The sequence below is a fragment of the Desmonostoc muscorum LEGE 12446 genome (assembly GCF_015207005.2).
Taxonomy (GTDB): domain Bacteria; phylum Cyanobacteriota; class Cyanobacteriia; order Cyanobacteriales; family Nostocaceae; genus Nostoc; species Nostoc muscorum.
Map to the genome: position 1 here is coordinate 4,687,676 of NZ_JADEXS020000001.1, position 22,811 is coordinate 4,710,486.

General features: G+C 42.8%; 21 protein-coding genes and 2 tRNA genes. 14 read left to right on the forward strand and 9 right to left on the reverse strand.

What is annotated here, in order from left to right:
- Window positions 1-116: 116 nt before the first annotated feature.
- Window positions 117-3,755, reverse strand: coding sequence for an AAA-like domain-containing protein (locus IQ276_RS20025; protein WP_193914834.1), 3,639 nt, complete (start codon window positions 3,753-3,755; stop codon window positions 117-119).
- A gap of 61 nt (window positions 3,756-3,816) precedes the next feature.
- The gene (locus tag IQ276_RS20030) at window positions 3,817-5,235 is read right to left on the reverse strand and encodes an AAA-like domain-containing protein (protein ID WP_193914832.1); all 1,419 of its coding nucleotides are present in this window, start codon (window positions 5,233-5,235) and stop codon (window positions 3,817-3,819) included.
- A 442-nt stretch (window positions 5,236-5,677) separates the two neighbouring features.
- Here IQ276_RS20030 and rpsO point away from each other — a divergent pair, with 442 nt between their 5' ends.
- From rpsO to aroF, 3 genes are all read left to right on the forward strand, one after another.
- Entirely contained in the window at window positions 5,678-5,947 is a 270-nt protein-coding gene (gene rpsO / locus IQ276_RS20035; protein WP_073644968.1) for a 30S ribosomal protein S15, read from the forward strand.
- Between the two features lie 12 nt (window positions 5,948-5,959).
- A complete protein-coding gene (locus IQ276_RS20040) occupies window positions 5,960-6,430 on the forward strand; it encodes a PAM68 family protein (RefSeq protein ID WP_193914830.1) in 471 nt (156 codons plus the stop codon).
- Between the two features lie 378 nt (window positions 6,431-6,808).
- Window positions 6,809-7,867, forward strand: a complete 1,059-nt coding sequence (aroF, locus tag IQ276_RS20045) for a 3-deoxy-7-phosphoheptulonate synthase (protein WP_190880709.1) — start codon at window positions 6,809-6,811, stop codon at window positions 7,865-7,867.
- A 271-nt stretch (window positions 7,868-8,138) separates the two neighbouring features.
- Here the strand turns inward: aroF and IQ276_RS20050 are convergent, their stop codons facing one another.
- Window positions 8,139-8,390: a hypothetical protein gene (locus IQ276_RS20050; RefSeq protein WP_193914828.1), complete on the reverse strand. Its 252-nt coding sequence runs from the start codon at window positions 8,388-8,390 to the stop codon at window positions 8,139-8,141.
- 512 nt (window positions 8,391-8,902) lie between these two features.
- Entirely contained in the window at window positions 8,903-10,165 is a 1,263-nt protein-coding gene (locus IQ276_RS20055) for an HhoA/HhoB/HtrA family serine endopeptidase (protein WP_193914826.1), read from the reverse strand.
- A gap of 479 nt (window positions 10,166-10,644) precedes the next feature.
- Here IQ276_RS20055 and IQ276_RS20060 point away from each other — a divergent pair, with 479 nt between their 5' ends.
- On the forward strand, window positions 10,645-11,541 hold the full coding sequence (locus tag IQ276_RS20060; protein ID WP_193914824.1) for an ATP adenylyltransferase family protein: 897 nt from the start codon (window positions 10,645-10,647) through the stop codon (window positions 11,539-11,541).
- A gap of 55 nt (window positions 11,542-11,596) precedes the next feature.
- Here the strand turns inward: IQ276_RS20060 and IQ276_RS20065 are convergent, their stop codons facing one another.
- The 4 genes from IQ276_RS20065 to IQ276_RS20080 form a co-directional block, all read right to left on the reverse strand.
- Entirely contained in the window at window positions 11,597-13,225 is a 1,629-nt protein-coding gene (locus IQ276_RS20065; RefSeq protein WP_235115817.1) for a CocE/NonD family hydrolase, read from the reverse strand.
- A 72-nt stretch (window positions 13,226-13,297) separates the two neighbouring features.
- Window positions 13,298-13,441 (reverse strand): Arm DNA-binding domain-containing protein, encoded by a 144-nt coding sequence (locus IQ276_RS20070; protein ID WP_228043469.1) that lies wholly within the window; start codon window positions 13,439-13,441, stop codon window positions 13,298-13,300.
- Between the two features lie 188 nt (window positions 13,442-13,629).
- Window positions 13,630-13,702 (reverse strand) — tRNA-Phe (locus IQ276_RS20075).
- A gap of 76 nt (window positions 13,703-13,778) precedes the next feature.
- Window positions 13,779-14,648 (reverse strand): metal ABC transporter permease, encoded by an 870-nt coding sequence (locus IQ276_RS20080; RefSeq protein WP_190880749.1) that lies wholly within the window; start codon window positions 14,646-14,648, stop codon window positions 13,779-13,781.
- A 73-nt stretch (window positions 14,649-14,721) separates the two neighbouring features.
- Between IQ276_RS20080 and IQ276_RS20085 the strand changes: the two genes are divergently transcribed.
- On the forward strand, window positions 14,722-14,994 hold the full coding sequence (locus IQ276_RS20085) for a hypothetical protein (protein WP_193923511.1): 273 nt from the start codon (window positions 14,722-14,724) through the stop codon (window positions 14,992-14,994).
- Between the two features lie 167 nt (window positions 14,995-15,161).
- Here the strand turns inward: IQ276_RS20085 and IQ276_RS20090 are convergent.
- A tRNA-Ser gene (locus IQ276_RS20090) sits at window positions 15,162-15,248 on the reverse strand.
- A gap of 104 nt (window positions 15,249-15,352) precedes the next feature.
- On the opposite strand from IQ276_RS20090, the gene IQ276_RS20095 reads away from it, so the two are divergent.
- The 9 genes from IQ276_RS20095 (at window position 15,353) to IQ276_RS20135 (ending at window position 22,697) form a co-directional block, all read left to right on the forward strand.
- Complete coding sequence (locus IQ276_RS20095; protein ID WP_193923509.1) at window positions 15,353-15,721, forward strand: 2Fe-2S iron-sulfur cluster-binding protein; 369 nt, start codon at window positions 15,353-15,355, stop codon at window positions 15,719-15,721.
- Window positions 15,722-15,773: 52 nt separating this feature from the next.
- A complete protein-coding gene (locus IQ276_RS20100) occupies window positions 15,774-16,316 on the forward strand; it encodes a thermonuclease family protein (RefSeq protein WP_235115818.1) in 543 nt (180 codons plus the stop codon).
- Window positions 16,317-16,430: 114 nt separating this feature from the next.
- Window positions 16,431-17,243 carry an inositol monophosphatase family protein gene (locus tag IQ276_RS20105; RefSeq protein WP_235115819.1) on the forward strand — a complete coding sequence of 271 codons (813 nt, stop codon included), beginning with the start codon at window positions 16,431-16,433 and terminating at the stop codon, window positions 17,241-17,243.
- Window positions 17,244-17,437: 194 nt separating this feature from the next.
- Window positions 17,438-18,394, forward strand: a complete 957-nt coding sequence (locus IQ276_RS20110) for a J domain-containing protein (RefSeq protein ID WP_193925337.1) — start codon at window positions 17,438-17,440, stop codon at window positions 18,392-18,394.
- A complete protein-coding gene (locus IQ276_RS20115; protein ID WP_193925339.1) occupies window positions 18,394-19,605 on the forward strand; it encodes an ATP phosphoribosyltransferase regulatory subunit in 1,212 nt (403 codons plus the stop codon). The genes IQ276_RS20110 and IQ276_RS20115 overlap by 1 nt, the downstream gene beginning before the upstream one ends.
- A 471-nt stretch (window positions 19,606-20,076) precedes the next feature.
- Window positions 20,077-20,304, forward strand: coding sequence for a ferredoxin family protein (locus IQ276_RS20120; RefSeq protein ID WP_073639694.1), 228 nt, complete (start codon window positions 20,077-20,079; stop codon window positions 20,302-20,304).
- 80 nt (window positions 20,305-20,384) lie between these two features.
- Window positions 20,385-21,113 carry an ABC transporter ATP-binding protein gene (locus IQ276_RS20125; RefSeq protein WP_193922151.1) on the forward strand — a complete coding sequence of 243 codons (729 nt, stop codon included), beginning with the start codon at window positions 20,385-20,387 and terminating at the stop codon, window positions 21,111-21,113.
- Between the two features lie 258 nt (window positions 21,114-21,371).
- The gene (locus tag IQ276_RS20130) at window positions 21,372-21,887 is read left to right on the forward strand and encodes a putative molybdenum carrier protein (RefSeq protein ID WP_193922145.1); all 516 of its coding nucleotides are present in this window, start codon (window positions 21,372-21,374) and stop codon (window positions 21,885-21,887) included.
- Between the two features lie 87 nt (window positions 21,888-21,974).
- Window positions 21,975-22,697 carry a carbonic anhydrase gene (locus IQ276_RS20135; protein WP_193922143.1) on the forward strand — a complete coding sequence of 241 codons (723 nt, stop codon included), beginning with the start codon at window positions 21,975-21,977 and terminating at the stop codon, window positions 22,695-22,697.
- Window positions 22,698-22,811: the final 114 nt, after the last annotated feature.

Below are 22,811 nucleotides of genomic sequence, written 5' to 3' on the forward strand. Positions count from 1 at the left end.
GTGTTAAGCTGTCGTGTATTTAATGCAGCAGATAATTATAATATTTTAGGTACTCAAAAGTCCAGAGTTTAGGAAAAAAGTAATTTGGGCGATGGGAAAAGGAGGTCTGTTAGCTTCTACTTGCTATTGAATGATTCGCAAAGAAAGCGATCGCTCTGTTCCACTGCGATATTCGTTTTCAAATAATCCCGCACCAAAGCGCAACCATAAGCTGGTGCATCTAGGTTGAGAATTCGCTGTAAATTCCACAAAATAAGGGTGTTGTCATCACCTCCTGAAGCAAGCATTGTCCCATCGCGGCTGATGGCAATTTTCCTAATGGCTGCGGTGTGTCCTCTGAGGGTGGTCAGTTCTGTACCATCAAGCTTCCAGAGTTTAACAGTAGTATCTACGCTACCAGAAGCGACTATTTTGCCGTCGGGAGTAAAGGCTACTCCCCAAATTGCAGCGATGTGACCTTTGAGTGTTTGCAGCAACTTGCCATCCACTGTCCACAACTTTACAGTATTGTCGCCACTTCCAGTTGCTACCATTTTATTGTCTTGACTAAAGGCGACTCTCCAGACTGCCGCAGTATGTCCTTTTAGGGTTTTGAGCAACTTGCCATCCAGCGTCCACAACTTAGCAGTACCATCGCCACTGACTGAGGCAATGAGGCGACTATCTGGACTAAATGCAACTTCCCAGACTTCGGCTTCATGTCCTTTGAGGATCTGGGGTGCTGGGCGAGACTCCTGCGGAGTCGCTACGCGATCGCGTTTCCATATCTCAACAGCCTTTTCAACATTTGCCATAGCGATGGTTTGTCCGTCGGGACTTAATACTGCTGCTAAGAGTTTACTCAGAGAAGCTTTATAAGTAGCAACCAAACTGCCGTCTGGCTTCTTGAGTTTTACCGTATCATCGTAGGAGCGAAGCGCAATTAATTTGCCATCTTCACTGAATGAAACCTCGAAGATTGCGCCGCCAGATTGAGTGAAAGTTTTGAGTGATTTGCCTTGGCGATTCCAAAGTTTAGCAGTGTTTTCGTGGCTAGCTGTGGCGATCGTTGAACTGTCGGCAGCGATCGCTATTGACCAAATCCCGGCTTCATGGGCAATAATACTTTTCTGGAATGGATTCTCTTTCTGCCACAGCCTGACAAGGTTTTCTGTGCCCGCCGAAGCAATAAAGCTATTATCAGGGCTAAAAGTCACTCCCCAAACTGAGGCACTGTGTCCTCTAAGCGTCCTCAGTTCTGTACCGTCAATGTTCCAAAGTTTAATTGTTTTATCGAGACTGGCGGAGGCAATAGTTTGACCATCGGCACTCAAGGCGACTCCCCAAATCCCCGCAGTGTGACCTTTAAGAGTTTTATACTCGCGGTAGGTTTCATTTTTGCTGTCTCGCTTCCAAAGTTTCACAGTTCTGTCTTCACTCCCGGAAACAATAGTCTGGCCATCAGGGGTAAAAGCTACTTTCACAACCCAAGCGGTGTGACCTAAAAGAGGTTGTAAAGGTTTGGCGTTTTCCCAGCCCGAAGCGTTTCGTTTCCAGAGTTTTACTGTCCTGTCTAGATTGCCGGCAGCAAGGATTTGACCATCAGGACTGAAGGTGATTCCGCCAAACCCCATTTCATAACCTTGAAACGTGTTGAGCAATGTACCGTCCGGCTTCCAAAGTTTCACAGTTCTGTCCCAACTGGCAGAGGCCAGGAATTGACCATCGGGACTAAAGGCTACTCCCCAAATTGAAGCAGTGTGAGCTTTGAAACTCTTGATTAGAGTACCATCTCGCTTCCAGAGTTTAATGGTGCCATCTTCACCCCCCGAAGCAAGTATCTGACTATCAGAGCTAAAATCGATCGCCCTAACTGCTCCCTTATGATCTTTGAGAGTCGCAACTTCTGTACCATCACGTCGCCAAAGCTTGATTGTTTGATCTATGCTGGCTGAGGCAATCAGAGAACTATCAGGACTGACATCTACTGCCAAAACAGCTGCTGTATGACCAGAAAAATGGTTGTACTCATCTGCTCCATAAACTGCTTGCTGTAATACATCATTCACCTGACGCTCGATATTTGCGTTTGGTTTACCTAGTTTTTGTAGTCTATGCTTGGCTTTAATTGCTTCTATGAGGGCATCTAATCGGCGGTTTGAAGCAAACAGTCCTTCAGAAGAAGATACAAGCGCTCGGATTTCGCTACTTTTTGCTTGATATGCGCTTTTGAGAGTTTGGCGGTACAAAATGAAACTTCCTACTCCCAAGCTGCTAGAGACGAGTAACCCAATACCGACTGCAATTAGGAGAAATCTTTGCAATTTTGCAGTTTTTTTCTCTTGTGCTAGTCGTGCTTCTACTTCTTTAGCCCGTGCTGCCTCCAATGCCGTTTGCACTGCTTTGCGTTCGTATTCTTGACTAGCAGCTAAAAATTGATAATCTAAATCGCTAAGACTTTTGCCCTGGAGCCAATTTTGAGTATCTTTGAGAGCTTGCCCTCGCAACAGACGTGATTCATCTTTATAAGCTGATGCTATCCAAGCGTTGAATGTTTGCGAGTATGGGCGGAGATTGTCTAACTGCCTGAGTACCCATTGAGCATTGAAAACATGGCGATAAATGGGATTTTTAATTTTGAGATAGCCGTTGTGTTTTTCAACTAAACCAGATAATAACAGTTCCGTCTGTTCTAAACTATCATCCGTCGGGACAGGAGGAAGCGGCACAGGGGCATCTCTTCTCCGTTGCCCCTCTGCTCCCCTGCTCCCCTGCTCCCCTACCTCTTCTTGCAACACTCGTTGGTAAAGTCCGAGTAATCTTCCTGCTCGGTGTTCGTAAAAAAGTAAGCGATCGCGGATTGTCCTGAGGTGTTCTGGTTCGTCTTTTGCTTCCCAATGTTCGATAATCTGCGATCGCACTAATTGTTCCACCCAAAATTCTTCAGTTCCCGGAAGTAATGAGATTGTTCCGTAAGATGTTCTCAAGGCAGCCTGGGCAACTATTTGGCAGAGTTTTTGGGTTAGAAACGGCTGTCCTCCTGTCCAATAAATAATCTCTCGCAGTACTGCTTGTGGTTGGCTGATGACTTCCTGTAATCCTTTGAGCAATGGCGTGGCTTCATGTAATTTAAAGCCCTGTAACTCAATCGCTGTACCAATATTAAAAGGTGTTCGGCGTTTGTCTGCTATTAAGTCAGATGGACTGGCTACTCCAAACAGTGCAAATCCTAAACGTTGAAAATTCGAGTCAGATGCTTGTTGATTGTAACAATGACGAATCCACGCAAAAAAATCGTTGACAGGAAAATTTAAACTCAATAAACTATCAATCTCATCAATAAAGATAATAATGCCTCCGGCTTTTTCTTTGATCTGAGATTTATTTTGAATATTTGGTAGTAACAATTCTTCTACAAATTGGTGTAATTTTTGCACTGAGGAAATGCCTGATTGCATCTTCCACCATTCTTTAAAATTCACCTCTTCTCCCAGATTTAAGCTGTAGAACAAGCTAATAATCACACCTTTGTACCATTGTTCTGGTGTAGTATCTTCACTACCCAAACGGGTCATATCCAAGTAAACACAGCTATAACCTTCTTGTCTGAGGCGATGACTTGTGCGCTGTAGTAAAGATGATTTGCCCATCTGCCGACAGTTTAAGACGTAACAGAAATCGCCAGCTTTCAGGCTGGCATAAAGTTTTTCGTCCGCCTGACGCATAACATATGTGGGATCATCACTGCGAAGACTGCCCCCTACTTGGTATCTCATATCAAAGTGTGATTACAAAAATAGAGATTAACTAGCAACAGCACTCAGCACTCCTGAAACTTTAAACAATTGTTGATAGTTGTTTGGCAAAATAAGCGCGATAAAGTTCACAACTGGGTAAAATGCGATCGCCCTCAAACCGAATCAAGCCTAAACTATCAAGTTTATAGGTCTCAAGAGGATCAATAAATTTACTTTGCTTTACCGTCACCAATTGGGCATAAGTCTTTGCTAAAGTGGGTTTTTCTTGGAGTTGCACCCAAAGTCGCCATAAATGGTAGCGATAAATGCCACCATTGGCGATCGCTTCTTGGATTAATTTTTCTAGAGTAATTTCTTGCGAGCAAAGAAAATATAGCGAAATTCTAATTAGTGCTGGATGACCCCCTACAAATGACATCAGTTGGCTGGATTCTTTGCTAGTATTCCAGTTTAAGCCGTGTCGCCTAGCTAAGTCTTCTATCTGTTCTTGGGTAAATTCTGCAAGACGGATAGGTAATCCAATGTTAAACGGAGAGCGGTTAATATCTAGGGTGGCATACTGTTCTGTAGAATAAACCACTACTAATTTCAACTTCTGCCAATTGGGATTTTGTTGTGCTTCCTCACACCACGAACGCAATAAGACAAAAAATTCTTGAGCAATGTGAGGATATTCAAAAAAGCGGTCAACTTCGTTCAATACTAAAACTACTGGACTTGAAATTTGCTTGAGCAAATAGCTTTGCAAATAAAAGCTGGAACTCAACTTACAGCCAATTTCTTCATCCCACATTTCATTTAAATTGGGATCTATGCCCAATTCTCTGGCAATATGCCAGCAAAAACCACGCAACAACTTGTTTAAGTTAGTCAAAGAGTCAGAATCGATTTGGTAGCAATTCAAATTCACTGTCTGATATCCTTGCTTTTGTGCAAAGGCTAACAGCCGCAGCACCAGAGAACTCTTACCCATCTGTTTGGGTGCTTTAATCCGAATCACGCAGCCTGGTTGAATTATTTCCCGATAAACCAATTCTTCAATCGGCGGACGTTCGATATACAGGGGAGAATCCAGAGGTACAGGCCCATCTGGGTACGGCCAAAAACTTTCAAATTGGTCAGCTTCTTCGTTAACAAATGATTCTAGAAGTAAAGATTGATATAAACCTACTTTTTCTGTAGATAAATTCAATGAGAGCAATTGCGAAGTTTGAATCTTATCCGCCTCGTTGAGGATTGTATAATCTTGTGCAGTTAATTCTAGATTACAGGCGCTAAAGCAAAGTTTTAAAGTTTTTTGGTCTACATTTGTATCTAATGATAGCAATCTAGTCAGTGTTTTTGTGGAGATATTCATGCGATCGCCCAACTTATCTAGAGTCAAACGCTGACCGTGATTCTCTGCTATCTCCATAGCCAAAATCGCTGCCTGTAAACGCTTTAACCCGACATAACTCAGCACAACTCCCCGCGTTCGCGTGCTTTTTTGTGGTTTCATGTCGCTAGTTATTAACCTGTTTTTTGTTAACTATCTCCTAATTTTTCCATTTTTTCAATCGCTTATTTAATTGTCACTGAATTGTTTTAAGCTTTCAAATAAGTGGGTATAAATAAACAGAACTGGCTTTGCGCCTTGAAGCTAGTACCTGAAAGCTAAAAGCTAAGGTAGTAACTTTCATTTATTTATACTTGCTTAAATCAACTATCTGACTCACCTTATAAAGGTGTTACTTATACTTAAATATATGTTTGGAATTAAATTTTGGTGTTATCTTAATGTATATTAAAGCACATAATATACTGTTACTGAAATGCGACTGGTGAATGCTTTCGTCGAAAAAAGTGCAATGGTAACAAAACAGATGATTCCACAACCAGCTTAATGGCTGTGATATTATGGGAGACTGCTGCATACATTTTGAAAAACTAGAAATTCGATCATGGCTCTGACGCAACTGCGGAAACAAGAAATAATTTCCAACTACCAAGTCCACGAAACCGATACTGGTTCGGCCGATGTGCAAGTTGCTATGCTAACTGAACGGATCAACCGCCTCAGTGAACATCTCCAAGCAAATAAAAAAGACCATTCTTCCCGGCGAGGACTGTTGAAGCTAATTGGCCAGCGCAAGCGTCTTTTAGCCTATATCCAGAGCGAAAGCCGGGAAAAGTATCTAGCTTTGATTGCTCGTCTCGGTATTCGGGGTTAAAGGCGATCGCTTATGCCTGCTGAAGAATCTGAACGCGAGCGCTTGCCCTTTGAACCAAACAAAAAGCGCCAAAAACCCCCAAAAACCCAAACTAAACCAGTAGCAACGCCACAGAAACCCAGCAACCAAGCTGATAGGAAGCCGCCTTACACCAAAGAAGAAATAGCGATTCCTAAAGTAGTCAGCCAGCGGATGGTTCGACGAGTGGCTGCATTCTGTGGTCTACCAACAACTTTGGGCATTAGCACCTTAATTGTCAGCTATCTGCTTGCCACCTACTCCGATATCAAATTAGCTCCCATTGCCGTGTTATTGGTAAACATGGGATTATTTGGTTTGGGGGTCTTAGGGATAACTTATGGCGTTCTCTCTGCCTCTTGGGATGAAGAAAGAGCCGGAAGTCTGCTGGGTTTTGGTGAATTCGGCACCAATTGGGGACGAATGGTGGCAGTTTGGCGGGAAACTCGGCAAAAAAACTCTTGAAGAAGAATTCAGAATCCAGAATTCAGAACAAGAAGTGGGGGATTGGAAGCTACCACTCCCTTACAAAAAAGTCTAGATTATCGGCAATTGGCGTAGCGTCTCTCGGAAGAAAAGATTTAGGTATTTCTTAAACCCGCTTGATCCGCCAGTCGGACTCCTGAATTCTTCTTCAAAACTTCAACATTGCTAATTAAAAGTATATAGATGATTTTTATACCTTAAATCCAGTATTTTCTGAGGAAATTTACTGGATTTTCTCTTTTGTCCATTTATTTTGTAAATAAATTTAGTTTGAACTATTCGTAATTGGGTAAATACGTAACAATAAAGTTACGTCCATTTACAGAAAAATTTAGTCACTAAATCAGGAACTTTGACATGATTATAGTAATGAAAAGTGGTTCCCCGGATGCGGAAATAAACCGCATTGATGAGGAACTAACTAGCTGGGGATTAACTCCAGAAAAAATTGTTGGTAAACACAAAGTAGTTATTGGTGTAGTAGGTGAAACCGCCAGCTTAGATCCGCTACAAATTCAAGAACTTAGTCCCTGGATTGAGCAGGTGTTGCGGGTAGAACAGCCTTACAAACGCGCTAGCCGCCAGTTTCGCCACGGCGAAGCTTCGGAAGTGGTGGTTAACCTCCCGAATGAAACGGTGGTATTTGGTGAACACCACCCCTTGATAGTCGTAGCCGGTCCTTGCTCCGTGGAAAACGAAGAAATGATTGTAGAGACGGCGCGGCGTGTCAAAGCCGCAGGAGCGAAGTTTTTGCGGGGAGGCGCATACAAACCACGGACTTCACCTTACGCCTTCCAAGGACATGGCGAGAGTGCTTTGGAATTATTAGCAAAGGCACGGGAAGTCAGCGGACTAGGTATTATTACAGAAGTAATGGATGCCGTTGACCTGGATAAAATTGCCGAAATTGCTGATGTGATCCAGGTAGGGGCAAGAAATATGCAGAATTTCTCCTTGCTCAAAAAAGTAGGAGCGCAGTCAAAACCAGTCCTCTTAAAGCGGGGAATGGCAGCTACAATTGAAGATTGGTTAATGGCAGCCGAGTATATTTTGGCAGCTGGTAATCCCAATGTCATTTTGTGTGAAAGGGGAATACGCACCTTTGACCGTCAGTATACGCGAAATACACTGGATTTATCAGTAGTGCCAGTGTTGCGAAAGCTGACTCACCTACCAATCATGATTGACCCCAGCCACGGCGTAGGTTGGTCTGAGTTTGTGCCCTCAATGGCAATGGCAGCGATCGCAGCTGGTACAGATTCTCTCATGATTGAGGTTCACCCCAACCCAGCCAAAGCCTTATCCGATGGTCCCCAATCTCTCACACCAGACCGCTTTGATAACTTAATGCAAGAATTAGCAGTAATTGGTAAAGCAGTGAGACGCTGGCAACAACCAGCAGTAGCTCTAGTTTAAAATTCAGTCACAACTTCTTGCTAGGCATAACTAAATTAAAGTTTGTAGTCAGAATTTAAGTCCTGATAAATCTGAAGGAGCGATGAATTACTCACTACAAACTAGGAGTTAATTGTATATTTAATTATGCCTATCTAGTTATTAAAAGTAAATAGCAAATTCTGCCCCTTTAGAATATTTCTAAAGGGGATTTTTAAACAGTAACTCAAACTATGAAAAAAAGAACTCTGTAATATTGTCCGCCAATATTTTGTTGCAGTTGTAGTTCTTTTTATCTATATATATAACGAGCAGGTATCCATCGGCGACCGCGATTTGTTTGCACCCAACGTCCAGGAACCACTATTCTTCTTCTCGCTTGAGGAGGGTTATAAACCCTAACTCGTGCTGGTCTTCTGATTATTCTAACTGGAACTGGTCGCCTAACTTGCCGTCTGACCTGAGCATCGGCTTGGGAAGGAATAATGGTAAAAGCAATTGGTAAAATCAGTGCTGCACTAGCAAGCATTCTTTTAATACTCATTGGCAAACTTTCCTTCTATGATGTAAAGATAAAAGAGATTAAATCTTCGTCAAATATTAATCTCTTGGACAAGTAAATAATAGAATTGAAGAGAACTTTACACTAGTGAAAAAGGTAATTAATTAAAACGTGACTAATGTCATAGATAAAAAATGTAAAAATGATTCTGCGGTTGTAAGAATTGATAATTCAGAATTTAGATAATCGTAGGTTGGGTTAAATTAACGTGAGTTCGATAGATTCCAAAGAACCCCACTTTCATTCCTCTCCCCGTTGACGTTAGCCTACCGTTAGGGAAGGGGGGAGAGGCTTAAAAACCCTAATTTTTCGTGCCCAACTCAGAATACTAAAGCCCCTCTCCGAGACGGAGAGGAGTTGGGGAGAAGTTCATCGAACTGACGTTAAATTAAACCGCCACCGCTGACAGCACTTTGTTTACGCGGCTTCATCACCTGAAAAAAAAGGATGGGTCTTGTACCCATCCTTTGAAATTTCACCTTGACTCAAAACTGTTATTGTACTTGTGTGGGGAAAGAACCGGGTTGTACGGCTAGGTTAATATTCTGGCCATTACGGCGTAACTCTAGGCGTAAATCTCCCCCGACTTGGCTATTTTCTACAGCCTTTTGGACGCTGCTAGCATCTGTGACTGATTCACCACCTAGCTTTTGGATGACATCACCAGCACGTATTCCAGCTTTAGCGGCTGGGGAATTGGGCATAACTTTTACAACTAATACACCTTTATCTTCATTGACATTCAAACCACTATTGGGATCTGAGTTGATATTTTGTTTTAGCTGAGGCGTTAACCCCACCATTTGAATTCCTAAATAAGGATGTTGGACTTTACCTGTAGCTATTAATTGACTGGAAATGCGTTGTGCTGTAGTGATGGGAATGGCAAAGCCTAATCCTTGTGCGCCTTGGATAATGGCCGTATTCATACCAATTACCTCGCCACGGTAATTTAGCAGAGGGCCGCCGGAGTTACCGGGATTAATTGCAGCATCAGTTTGAATATACTCTACTCGCTTATCAGGAGCGCCAATTTGATTGCTAGTGCGTCCAGTGGCGCTGATGATTCCGGTTGTTACTGTATTATCTAGGCCAAGGGGATTGCCGATCGCGATCGCCCATTCTCCCGGTTGCAGTTGATCTGAGTTACCCAAGGCTACTGTCGGTAGATTATCCGCTTGAATCTTCACCACAGCCACATCGGTTAACTCATCTTTTCCTAGCACCTTACCTTGCAAGGTGCGCCCATCCTTAAGTGTCACTGTCACGGTATCCGCCCCATCTACCACATGGGCGTTCGTGAGAATACGACCATCAGCACTGATGATAAAACCTGAACCAGTACCCCGTTCTACCCTTTCTTGTGATTCTGGTAGTTGGGAGCCAAAAAAGCGGCGAAAAAACGGATCGTTAAATTCATCTGGTAACTGGGTTTTTACAGTTCGGGAAGAGTTAATTCGTACTACTGCCGGGCCCACCTTTTGCACCACCTGTGTCACAAAATTAGGATCTGTGCTGGCTGGTAATGGAGGAGCAGCATTGACTCGACCGACTGTCAAATTAGATGCAGTCTCAGACACCTGCTGAGAGTGTCCAGCCAGATAGCCGCCTGCTAATGTCATACCCGATCCCAGTAGCACCAGTGATAGAGAGGCCGCAGCCTTTTTCCAGGGTGCTGGATTATGGTATTTGGCATCAGCAGTGTGGGATAAAATGCTATTTGATGGGTGTTCTCCATCCCGAGATTGGTTTTGCATTGCTGTTTGGAAGCATATCGAATATGTATTACTAATGTAGATATTATTTATGACAGTTTTGTTGCGGAGGTATTGCGTTATTGTGAAAGGTTTGGTTTTTTACCGCTAAAGAACTCAGGAGCCAGAATGGCAAGTCTACCACATTGAAACTTGTGACTTTAGTCATGGGTATATTTAGAATTCGCCGCGCCAATTTGAAATTTTTGATTTTGAATAATGTAATTATTTTTTTATACCTGCACTAAACAACCAAATAAAGCAGAATTCAGGAGTCAGAATGGGCTACGCCCCGCTGCGCTAACAGAATAAGAATACGCTCTCGGTCTAGCTTTGAGATTTAGATGGTGTACTTCACTAATTTGAAATCTGCTGTAATTTCTTGATTTTCTTCAAATTACCAACTTTTGGCATCAAAGTCTTCTGAATTCTGAATTCTGGATTCTTAATATAATATCTGAACAATACTTGAAGGGATAAAAATGGTACAAGGGGAAATATTACTGAAGCCTGGTACTTTATGGACAACTGTCAAAGAACGTACTGAATATGCTTTGCAATGTGGGGCGCTGCTGTCGATCCCGACGGAATTTGAATTTGTGGAACAGGATGGCGTGCGCTTTTTAGTGCGGATTTTGTCTAATTTGAATCGCAAAAAAGCAGCCAAGGAAAAACAGGAAAAACAATCTGCTAATTCGGGTGAAGAATTTAATCCTTTTTTGCCTTACGAAGAAGATTTATTTGTGGCGGATATTTCCGATACTCATGTATGTATTTTAAATAAATTCAACGTTGTTGATTATCATCTGCTAATTATCACCCGTGCCTTCGAGGAACAGGAAACTTTACTCACTCTGGAAGATTTTACGGCGATGTGGGCATGTCTGGCTGATTTTGATGGCTTGGGATTTTACAACAGTGGCAAAATCGCAGGTGCTAGTCAACGACATAAACACTTGCAACTAGTCCCGTTACCCCTTGCACCTTCAGGATCTCAGATACCTATTGAATCTCTGCTAAGGGAGGCACAATTTCAGAACTCCACCGCAACTTTACCAAAACTTCCTTTTTTACATGCTTTCGCACCCTTAAATCCCCACTGGGTGGAGTCTCCATTCACAGGGGGTGAAGCAACGCTGGAACTTTATCATACCTTGTTAGAGGCTGTGGGTTTGGATGCAACGCAGTTGGGTGCTTACAATTTGCTGATGACACGAGAATGGATGTTGATCGTACCGCGATCGCAAGAGCATTTCCACTCCATCTCCGTGAATTCATTAGGATTCGCTGGTGCTTTGCTAGTAAGGAATGCCGAAGAAATGCAACTTCTCAAAGACCAAACGCCGATGACTATCTTGAAGAGTGTTGCTATATCGTAATTATTATTAGTCATTTGTCATTAGTTATTCAGCGCGTCCCCCTCATCTCCCTCTATTAAGTTGCTGGGAGTACAGGTAATAAAAGATGAGAATTAAACTCGCCTCCACAATTCACAGTTAACGTGATCATCTGGGCATCTGGTAAACTCTCGCTACTGGCGATCGCACCGTTTCCAGAATTCATTGTGTACGCTGGAAAACACGCTGCACTTAAACTCAGACGCAAGGCGTTTCCTTTGGCAATTCGCGCACAAGTCGTTTGTAGCTGAATTTTTGTAGAAGCGCTAACATCTCGACAATGTACATAACCTTGGGTGAGATTATATACTTGCCCATTTGGATGTACTTCGGATAGCACCGCAGACAAATCATAACTGAGTTGGTCGGCAGTACAGCAGATTTCCGCTGTCACATCGCCTGCTAAATGTAAATCTTCTTCTAGTGGCTCGCTGGTGTAAGTTAAGACATCTGAACGGCAATCGAGATGCGATCGCTCAAATACACCCGCAGGAATTCCGGCATGACCACCCAAGGCTGGAACTGGACGCCAAGGGTCGTGAACTAATACATCGAAGGTATTGGGGATTGGGGACTGGGGATTGGGGATTAGGGTTCCGGAGTCTTGGCGGATGCTGGCTAGTCCTGTAGTTGACAAAAAGTATGATTTGTGTATGTGTGTAGGTAAATTGGGGAAAGTGCGCCAAATATTGGTTCCCATCTCGAATAGGCAAATCGGCGACTCATGCAATAAACCTGTATTTTCGCCTTTGAAAAATTGGTTAAACCAGCGAATTTGCATTTTATCTACGGGACTGGCTCCTTTAGCACCAAAGTCAATTTCTCCTACTTTGCGATCCCAAGGTAAATGTGCCCAAGGACCGACTAACAAATGTTGAGGTTTAGTGCTACGGGCTGCCATATCTTTATATAAATGTAGAGTGCCGCGTAGATAAGTATCAAACCATCCTCCGATGTGGAACATGGGCAAATCAACAGCTTGCAAGTGATATTTGGGCGAGAGTTTTTCCCAGTATTCATCTGGTTGAGAATGTGCCAACCACTCATGATAAAAGGAATCTGGGGCGAGTTGTTGGAGAATTTCTGGATTAGTTAAAGGTAAATTACGAGAAGCAGCAAACAAGGCTTTATAGGCTGTTTTATCTCCTCGCAAACGGGCGGTTTCTGTAGCTAATTGAATTGCCCAAGCGAGGTTAGTTTGTAAACAAAATGCGCCTCCTTCATAAGCCCAATCTGCATACAAATCATAGCCAATCATGGCGGGGCAAATTGTTGTCAAGGCGCTGGGTTGATTAACTGCGGCATATAGTTGAGTCATTCCTTGATAAGAAAAGCCATACATACCAACTTTGCCATTACTACCAGGTAAATTTGCTGCCCAATTTACTGTATCTTCGCCATCTAAAATTTCGTGGGTAAATAACTTGAATTCGCCTTGGGAAGTCCCGCGTCCGCGGACATCTTGAATCACGACGATGTAGCCGTGGGCAGCATACCAAGTGGGATGGGCATAGACAACAGTAGAGGCGATCGCTCTACCATAGGGTTGTCGCATTAATAATACCGGAAATTCACCATCAGCATCTGGGCGATAGATGTCTGCATCCAAGCGTACACCGTCGCGGGTGTGCATCGAGGCAGTTTCTTTGGGGAGGATTTTCAGCATGAATAGATCTTAATTACTCCGATGCTACCGGATTTGATTCTTTACACCGCTATTTGTAGTGTAAAACTTGGGCTAGTTAGCAGGAGTATCAGCTAAACCCGTAGAGATGTAATAACGCTTACCCTTATATCTAAACCGTAACTGCAACTGTTCATGAGAGTTAATGATCGATACAGAACCCTTAGATGCTCTTCCTGTAGGGCTTTTGGAGAACATAGGTTGAAAAGGTGTAATTACTTCTCTGCTCTAACTCTTTTACACCCAATTTACACCGAATTTGTATCTAAAAGGTATCCAAAAACCTCCAAAATTGACCTTAAGGCTAGAACATTTGTCCTCTATTTTCCAGCGGTGATAAACCAAAAAGCCCTTAAAATTCAACGATTTTAAGGGCTTTTTGAAAATGCCAGGAACCAGACTTGAACTGGTGACACGAGGATTTTCAGTCCTCTGCTCTACCGACTGAGCTATCCCGGCTGGGGCTTTTATTTGAGCCACGATTAATAAATGTAGCAAAGATAAAACGAATTTGCAATAGGTTGTAGAAAAATATTTATGCTGCTTTCAAGGTCAACCTAAACCAGATGAAAACAGCTAGAAAGAGTAGAAACTGGATAAGGACAATACTCGGGCCAGAAGCCAGGTTGAAAAGACCTGACACAATGATGCCAGTAATGCTGCTAATGGAACCGACTATCACCGACATGACTAGAAAACGGCTAAAGTGGTGACTCATGAGTTTGGCGGTGGAGGCGGGAATCACCAAAAAGGCATTTACCAGTAAAACGCCAACAGCTTTAATCGCTACAGCAACGGCGAGTGAAAGCAAGACCACAAAGGCATAGCGGTACAATTGCACAGGAACACCTTGAACTTGTGCCACATCCGGGTTAAGTGTCAATAAAATTTGCTGTTGTAGAGTTGATAGTAAAAATATGCAACTTCCCACAAGTATCAGCAGGGTCAAAATCAAATCTGTGGTATCAAGCGCCAGAATGTCGCCAAACAGCACTGCCATCAAGTTGCCACGATATCCTTTAATTAAGCTAGTGAGAATCAGTCCGATCGCTAATGCTCCAGATAGCACTATACTAAGTACGCTATCGCTAGCTAAGTCGGTTTTGTCGATACAGTAGAGGACAATAACGCCAAAAACTAAGGTAAAAGGTAACAGCATCCAAGTAGGATTTACCTGTAACAGCACACCTAATGCCACACCTACCAATGCTGCATGACCAACGGCGTGACTGAAAAAAGACAGCTGGCGCAAGGTGACAAAACTACCCAATATGCCGCCAAGTATTCCCATCAATACAGCTTCTGCGATCGCCCGCTGCATAAAGGGATATTGTAATAAGCTTACCAAATCATTACTATTGGCGATCGCAAGCCTTGCTATCTGAAAGTTATTCAAGAAATCCATACTTAGTATTTGAAGTTGAAAGTCTGCAATTTATTGGCTATGCTGTATCAACAAAGGCATATTTTTGTCAATTATGAACATAGCCAAACTAATCTTACTTGCCTGTCCCGCGCTTCTGGCATCCATGTTACTCCTAGCCAATCCCGCACACGCATCAAATCTGAAATTTGTAGATGCTACACAAATAATCACAGTAGCATCTACACAACAAATTTCCGATTTGGCAGCGCCAAAACTAATTCAAAAATCCAATCCGATTATCGAGCAACTTGGTTGCAATTGTGCAAAGTGTATTGAAGTACAGTTTCAGTCACTACAAGGCAAGCTGCCATCGGTTGGTTTTTAATAAAGTTAGGATTTATGAAAATAAATAGGGGCAAAGGAATACTTTGCCCCTATTTATTTTCATAAACCACTGGGAAAATAATTACTCTTCACTAGACCGTGTTTTTAATCTAGTCCAAAGCAAACTTAACACTTCATTAGTTAGAACCCTTGTAGAATAAGGGTTAACGGAGAGATAGGGATTTGAACCCTAGAATACGTTTCCGCATTACAGCATTTCCAGTGCTGCGCCTTAAACCACTCGGCCATCTCTCCAGATGCCACGAATAACAATCTTACTATGAAAGTCAAAAAAATGCAAAGATAAAAAAAGATTTTTAGGTTAATCTCAAAATTCAAGTTTTAAAACCCAAATCCAGATGTCCCTTAGATATACAATTCGAGTTCGCGATCGCGCCACTGGCAAAACATACACCCTACAAGTACCAGAAGACCGCTACATCCTGCACACTGCCGAAAAACAAGGCGCAGAACTGCCGTTTTCCTGCCGTAATGGGGCTTGTACCACTTGTGCTGTGAGAGTGTTGTCGGGAGAAATTTATCAACCAGAGGCGATCGGATTGTCGCCAGATTTACGTCGGCAAGGTTATGCCTTGTTGTGTGTGAGTTACCCCCGTTCTGATCTGGAGGTGGAAACACAAGACGAAGATGAAGTTTATGAACTCCAGTTTGGACGGTATTTTGGTAGGGGGAGAGTTAAAGCGGGTTTACCGTTAGATGAAGAATAGAAGTTATCTCACGCAGAGGCGCCCAGGTGCAGAGGAGCAAAAAACTACTTTGATGGCGTGTCTTGGCATCTGGGCAAGAAAAATAGCTATTTTGGTTTGTGTATTTCTTTTGGTGAGTTGCCAAGGTAAAAATCAGCTGCCAAACAATCAGGCGCAGGTGAAGGTAGCGCGGGTAGTTAGTGGCCAAAGTTTGGAAGTGTTAGGTATGGCCGAACAGCCAAATTTGATTTCTCAGGTGCGGTTAGTGGGAATTGATGCACCAGATTTGCGACAGCGGCCTTGGGGTGAACAAGCAAAAGAACAGTTAGAGAATCTAATTGGTGGTGCAGAACAATCAGTAACGCTGGAGTTTGATTTAGAAGCAAAAGACAAAATTGGGCGAACTTTAGCTTATGTGTGGAAAAATAAGGTTTTGTTGAATGAAGAATTAGTCAAACAAGGGAATGCATTGTTCGTTGGGCGATCGCCTAACCACAAATATGACCAACGTTTAGAACGTGCCCAACAATGGGCTAGACTCATGGGGCAAGGAATTTGGAACCCAGAAAAACCCATGCGCCTCACTCCCGCTGAGTTTCGACGTCAAAATCTTTAAAGGAGTGGGGACTGGGGACTAGAGATTAGGGACTGGGGACTGGGGAAGAAGTTTCCTAACACCCAATACCCAGTACCCAGTACCCAATCCCCAATACCTAATCACAAATAACAAATGACAAATCTACAAATTTTTCTAGATATTGCTACAGAAGCAGCATTAGCTGGTGGCGCTATACTGCAAGGCTATTTGGGTAAGTTAGAAGATGCAATTATTGAAAAAGGACGCCCTGGTGATTTAGTCACCGTTGCTGATAAAGCCTCAGAAGAGTTGATTTTGGAAATTTTGCGTCGCCATTTTCCCCAACATTCTATCCTCGCTGAAGAATCAGGAAAATTAGGCGATGGAGAAAATGAATATCTCTGGGCAATAGATCCTTTAGATGGCACAACTAACTACGCCCATCAATACCCATTCTTTGCCGTTTCCATTGGGCTGTTAATTAATGGTGTTCCACAAGTTGGTGTCATTTATGACCCCTTTCACAATGAGCTATTTCGTGCCGCCGCTGGTTTGGGAGCAACACGCAACCGTCGCCCCATCGCAGTTTCCACAACCTCAGAACTGAATAAGAGCTTGCTGGTAAGTGGATTTGCTTACGATCGCCGTGAAACCTCTGATAACAATTATGCAGAATTTTGTCACCTCACCCATCTGACTCAGGGAGTTAGACGCAGCGGTTCCGCATCCCTCGATTTAGCATATGTTGCCTGTGGACGCGTCGATGGTTACTGGGAACGGGGACTTTCACCTTGGGATATTGTCGCTGGGATCATTTTGGTACAAGAAGCAGGGGGCAAAGTTACCGCCTACGATGGTACTCCCTTAAAAATCGAATCAGGTAGAATTCTCGCCACCAACAGTTATATTCATGACACAGTGAGTCGTGAACTTGTAAAAGTTCCGCCCCTGTCAGCGTGGAAATGAGGGGAGTGGGGAGTGGGGAGGCTGGGGAGGCTGGGGGAGAAATAACCAATGCCCAATGCCCAATGCCCAATGCCCAATGACAAATGACAAATGACAAAGGACAAAGGACAAATGATAATTTGCTACTGACGGATCACCGATGGAGCGAAGTAAACTAGAACAAATCTAATTGCTCCTTTGGTGCAAACTGCTATATGTCTTTCAAAATAGATCGTGGATTATTTAGATATGATTTCATAGATCATCACGCGGTATTGTGCGTTCCAGTTGATGCGGATGTTAAAGATATTCGCAAACGCTATCTTCAAATCGCCCGCCGTTTACATCCAGATAGTAGTATTACTGAAAGTCCTGAGCAAAAACAGCTAGGTAATGAATTGTTATCCAAGTTGGTTAACCCAGCTTACGAAAAACTTGCTAACGAACGCACTCGGACGGAATATCTTGTGATTTTGTCGCAAATGGGTAAGCGTCTGGTACAAGAATCTACTTCGGTGACTTTAAACACAGAATTAGGTAGACAGTTAGCTGGTACTACCAATATCGATCATTTTTATAAAAGTGCGATCGCGAAACTAGCCCAAACCCAATATGATTCTTTAGAGCAAGCCCTGCAAGTCATTGCCCAAATTAGTGAATTAAATTTAGTCTATTTAATGCGGAGTGCAGTTAAAACATCCTCAGCAGCACCACCAACTGCTCAATCGAAAGTTAACTCGGGTACACATAAGCCAGATACAGCAAAACAGACACCACCAGCAGCACAACCACCAAAAGAAGACTCGGTTGTAGAACAGTATGTTCGTCGCGCTCAATCTTTGATTGAGAAAAACCAATTTGCCCAAGCCAAGGTAGAGTTGCAGGAAGCCCTGAAGCTAGAACCGAAAAATAGTCACTGCCATAGCTTGATTGGAATGGTGTATTTGAAGCAAAATCAGCTAAAAATGGCAAAAATCCACTTCGAGAACGCTCTGAAATTAGATCCCAATGACCAAATGGCGTTGCAATGGAAACCTAAAATAGATAAAGTTTTAGGGCAACAACCTACCGATCATAAGGTGACTTCATCTCCCAATCATGGAGATAAGCAACCAGATAAATCTGGTAATGGTGGTTTGTTCGGTGGTTTGTTTGGTGGGAAGAAAAAATAATGGTGTATCAACCAGCAGCGGGAGCCAGGGATTTATTACCCTTAGATGTGGCGAAAAAACGCTGGATTGAAGATAGGTTACAACAGGTGTTTCATCGTTGGGGATATCACAGGATTATTACCTCAACTTTAGAGCGGATGGATACCTTGATGGCAGGGGAAGCAATCCAGCGCCAGATGGTGATTCAACTACAAAATAGCGAAGACGATGAATTAGGGCTACGTCCAGAATTAACAGCATCTATTGCTCGTACTGTCGTCACTCGTATGGCAGATGTAACTTATCCCCAACGGCTGTACTACAATGCCAACGTATTTCGCCGCACTTGGGAAAGTAGGCATAATCGCCAGCAGGAGTTTTATCAAGCTGGAGTCGAGTTATTAGGTGCTGGTGGATTGCTAGCAAATGCAGAGGTACTGTTATTGGTAGCAGATTGTCTGGCTGCATTGGGTTTGCGACAGTGGCATTTAATTTTAGGTGAAGCGGGAATTACCCGATCGCTCCTGAATGCCTTTGGTGCTAATCTACAGGATAAAGTTCGCACTGCGATCGCTCATCTTGACCGCATTACTATAGATACCTTACCTCTGAGTGACGAACTACGCGATCGCGCCCGAATCATGATGGATCTGCGCGGGCCAAGTGCTGAAGTGTTGCAAAAAGTCAGTAGCTTGGATTTAGATGAACAAGGGCAACAGGCAGTTAATAACCTCAAATCCCTAGTAGAATTACTGGAATCAGAGAAAAAATTCTCCTTAATCCTTGATCTGAGCCTCATCCAGACCATAGACTACTACACTGGAATTGTGTTTGAAGTTGTTAATGATACCGAATCCCAAGCTCGAATTTTAGGTCAGGGTGGCCGCTACGACCAGCTTTTGGGTCTATATCATCCCCAAGGAGAAAACATCCCCGGAATTGGTTTTGTACTTAACATCGAAGATTTATACCAAGTTTTATTATCAACTGGGCAATTACCGCAAGCAACCCCAGCTAGCAACTGGTTGGTAGTACCAGAGACGCCGAGTGCTGACGCTTCTGCCTTCGCCTACGCGCAAAAACTCCGAGATTCGACTCATTTGGTGCGGGTGGAAATGGATTTGCTCAGAAAAGATACAGACGCTATCCGCCAATATGCACGCGATCGCGGTATTGCCCAAATTGCCTGGATCAAAGCTGATGGCTCACCCAAAATTGAATCATTGCGTTAAGTAAATTGGGCATTGGGAGGTGTGGGAGGAGGGCATTGGTGTCAACTTAAGCTCAAACAGTTGTCCCACAAAGGTTATACCCCACCCCTCAATTCCCTCCCCGAAGTTCAGGGGGAGGGGAAGTTTTGCGTCAGCAAAGCCGGGGTGTGGTGACTCCGGATTGATCCTTGCTAAAAGGGGTTTAAAACCCCATCCCCAATGCCAAAGCTTGTTTTGTGTTGGGGTCTAAATCCCCATCACAAAACCATACTTCCGACTTCCGACTTCCGACTTCCGACTTATTTAATGGTAATTGAGTAAGTTTTACATAACGTCATTACAAGGTTTTTACGTTAAGTTGACACCAATGGGGAGGAGAGGAAAGGGGAAGTATCAATTATGTTTCTCCCTCATCTCCCTCATCTCCCTCATCTCCCGACACTCCCCTGCTAGTCTAGAAATAGCCGATACAGAACAAAGGGAATCGAGAACATGCCGCACACAATTGTTACAGAAGTCTGTGAAGGCGTCGCTGACTGCGTAGGTGCCTGTCCCGTAGCTTGCATTCATGAAGGCCCAGGCAAAAATGCCAAGGGAACCGATTGGTACTGGATTGACTTTGCCACCTGCATTGACTGTGGTATATGTCTCCAAGTTTGCCCAGTTGAAGGGGCAATTCTTCCAGAAGAACGACCGGAGTTGCAAAAAACCCCGGAATAGTTCATAGTCAGTGGTCAGTTGTCAGTTGTTTTTTGGCAATGACCACTGACAAATGACAAATGACGAATCACAAACGACACATGACAAATGATTATTTACTAGAAGTTAAAAACGTTCATGCCGGATATATCAAAGATGTAGATATCCTACAAGGTGTGAATTTTCACGCTGCACCAGGGGAATTGGTAGCAGTAATTGGCCCTAATGGTGCTGGTAAATCTACTTTAGCAAAAACAATTTTTGGGCTTTTAATTCCTCACACAGGCACAATTACCTTCAAAGGTGAAAACATTGTGGGGCTAAAGTCGAATCAAATTGTGCAACGGGGAATGTGCTATGTACCGCAAATAGTTAATGTTTTCCCCTCCCTCAGTGTCGAAGAGAACTTAGAGATGGGTGCTTTTGTCCTCAACGTTCCTTTGAAACCACTCAAAGATAAAATATTTACTATGTTTCCTAGACTGAGCGATCGCCGTAATCAACGCGCTGGTACCTTATCTGGAGGAGAACGCCAGATGCTAGCGATGGGCAAAGCTTTGATGTTGGAACCTAGTTTACTGATTTTGGATGAACCTTCTGCTGCTTTATCACCCATCTTGGTAACACAAGTGTTTGAGCAGATTAAACAAATAAATCAAACAGGTACTGCGATCGTATTAGTAGAACAAAATGCCCGCAAGGCTTTAGAAATGGCTCATCGCGGATATGTATTAGAGTCCGGACGCGATGCTATCTCAGGCCCTGGTGAAGAATTATTGAATGATCCGAAAGTGGGTGAGTTGTATTTGGGAGCAGGTAAAAGGCATTAATACAGGAGAATTCAGAATTCAGAATTCAGGAGTAAAACAGCCTTTATATCTGGATTTGAAACTTATACCATTTCTTTGTAAGGCTACGCCAAATTTTCTTGGCTTTTTCTTTCTTTGTGTCCTTTGCGCTCTTTGCGGTAGCCTGCGGCAAGCCGCTGTGCGTCTACGTTCCTCATATAGTTTGGCGCATGTTCATACAGAATTTGTATTAGATTCTGTAGCTCACTCGCTGCAAATTGCTGTAATTCAAAATATAAAATGGCTAACAGCTTAAAAATAGTTTCTGGTGGTCAAACTGGAGCAGACCGCGCAGCTCTGGATTGGGCTATAGCTCATCAAGTTCCTCACGGAGGCTGGTGTCCTAGAGGACGGAAAGCAGAAGATGGTGTTATTAATCCACGCTATAACCTAACTGAAACACCATCAGATGAATATTCCCAGCGGACTGAATGGAATGTCCGCGACTCTGATGGAACTGTTATATTTTCTATTGCTCAAAAACTTTTCGCCGGCACTTTATTAACTGCCCAATTAGCTCAAAAATATCAGAAACCTTGTATACATATATGTAAAGAATTAACCCATATAAATCCTGTCAGCGAATTATTATTATTTATTTTAAACTATAAAATAGTTACTCTTAATGTTGCAGAAACAAGAGCTTCCGATGAACCAGATGTATATCAGTTTGTAAAAATTACTTTTGAAGAAGCTATTTTTTATAAAAAAAATAATTATAATCACGTTTTACGATACAAAATGAAAATTAAATAACTCTTAAACAGTGTAATAGGGTACTCTTACATTCTATTTGCATCTGATATCTTCCTGATACTAATAAAAATGTTGTCAGGTAGATTAATGAGTCAAATTAATGGATTCGTAGGGCGACGTGATTTCTTGAAATTCGCAAGTGTGATGGGTATTGCGGTTACTGCTTTTGGCGATCGCTTTTGGAGTGCAGAACAAGCTGCTGCGGCTGATGTTCATCCAGTTAACCCTAATCCAGTCAGTCCTAATGAAGCTGTTAGACGCTTGCTCAATGGTAATCAAAGATTTGTTCATCAACAACGTAAATATCCCGATCAATCATTAGAACATCTACGATTAGTTGCTAAAGCTCAGTATCCATTTGCTGCAATATTAGGCTGTGCAGATTCTAGAGTACCTGCGGAAATTGTCTTCGATCAAGGACTTGGAGATTTATTTGTTGTGCGAGTGGCTGGTAATGTTGCTAGTGACATGGCTATAGGTAGTTTAGAATATTCTACAGCCGTATTAGGTTCGCAGTTAATTGTAGTTTTAGGTCATAAAAGATGCGGCGCAGTCACAGAAGCAATCAAAAACGAACCACTTCCTGGCAGAATTGGCTTTGTTGTTGAAAGCATCAAACCTGCTTTAGCTAACGTGAAATTGACAACTGCTAATACTAGTGATGATGCGGTTAAAGCGAATGTTAAATATCAGGCTAAAAAATTGGAAGAAAGCTCAGTAATATTAGCTAAATTACTCCGTGAAGGTAAACTAAAAATTATTGGCGCTTGTTACGATATTGACACTGGTGAGGTCAATATTGTTAATTAAACATCTTTTGGATGTAGAATTTTGAGTTTAATAATGTTTAAAAAAGTATTAGTTATATAGCTATTTTTGATTTGGTTAAGTACACAGATATAACCTAAGAATAGTAGACGAAAC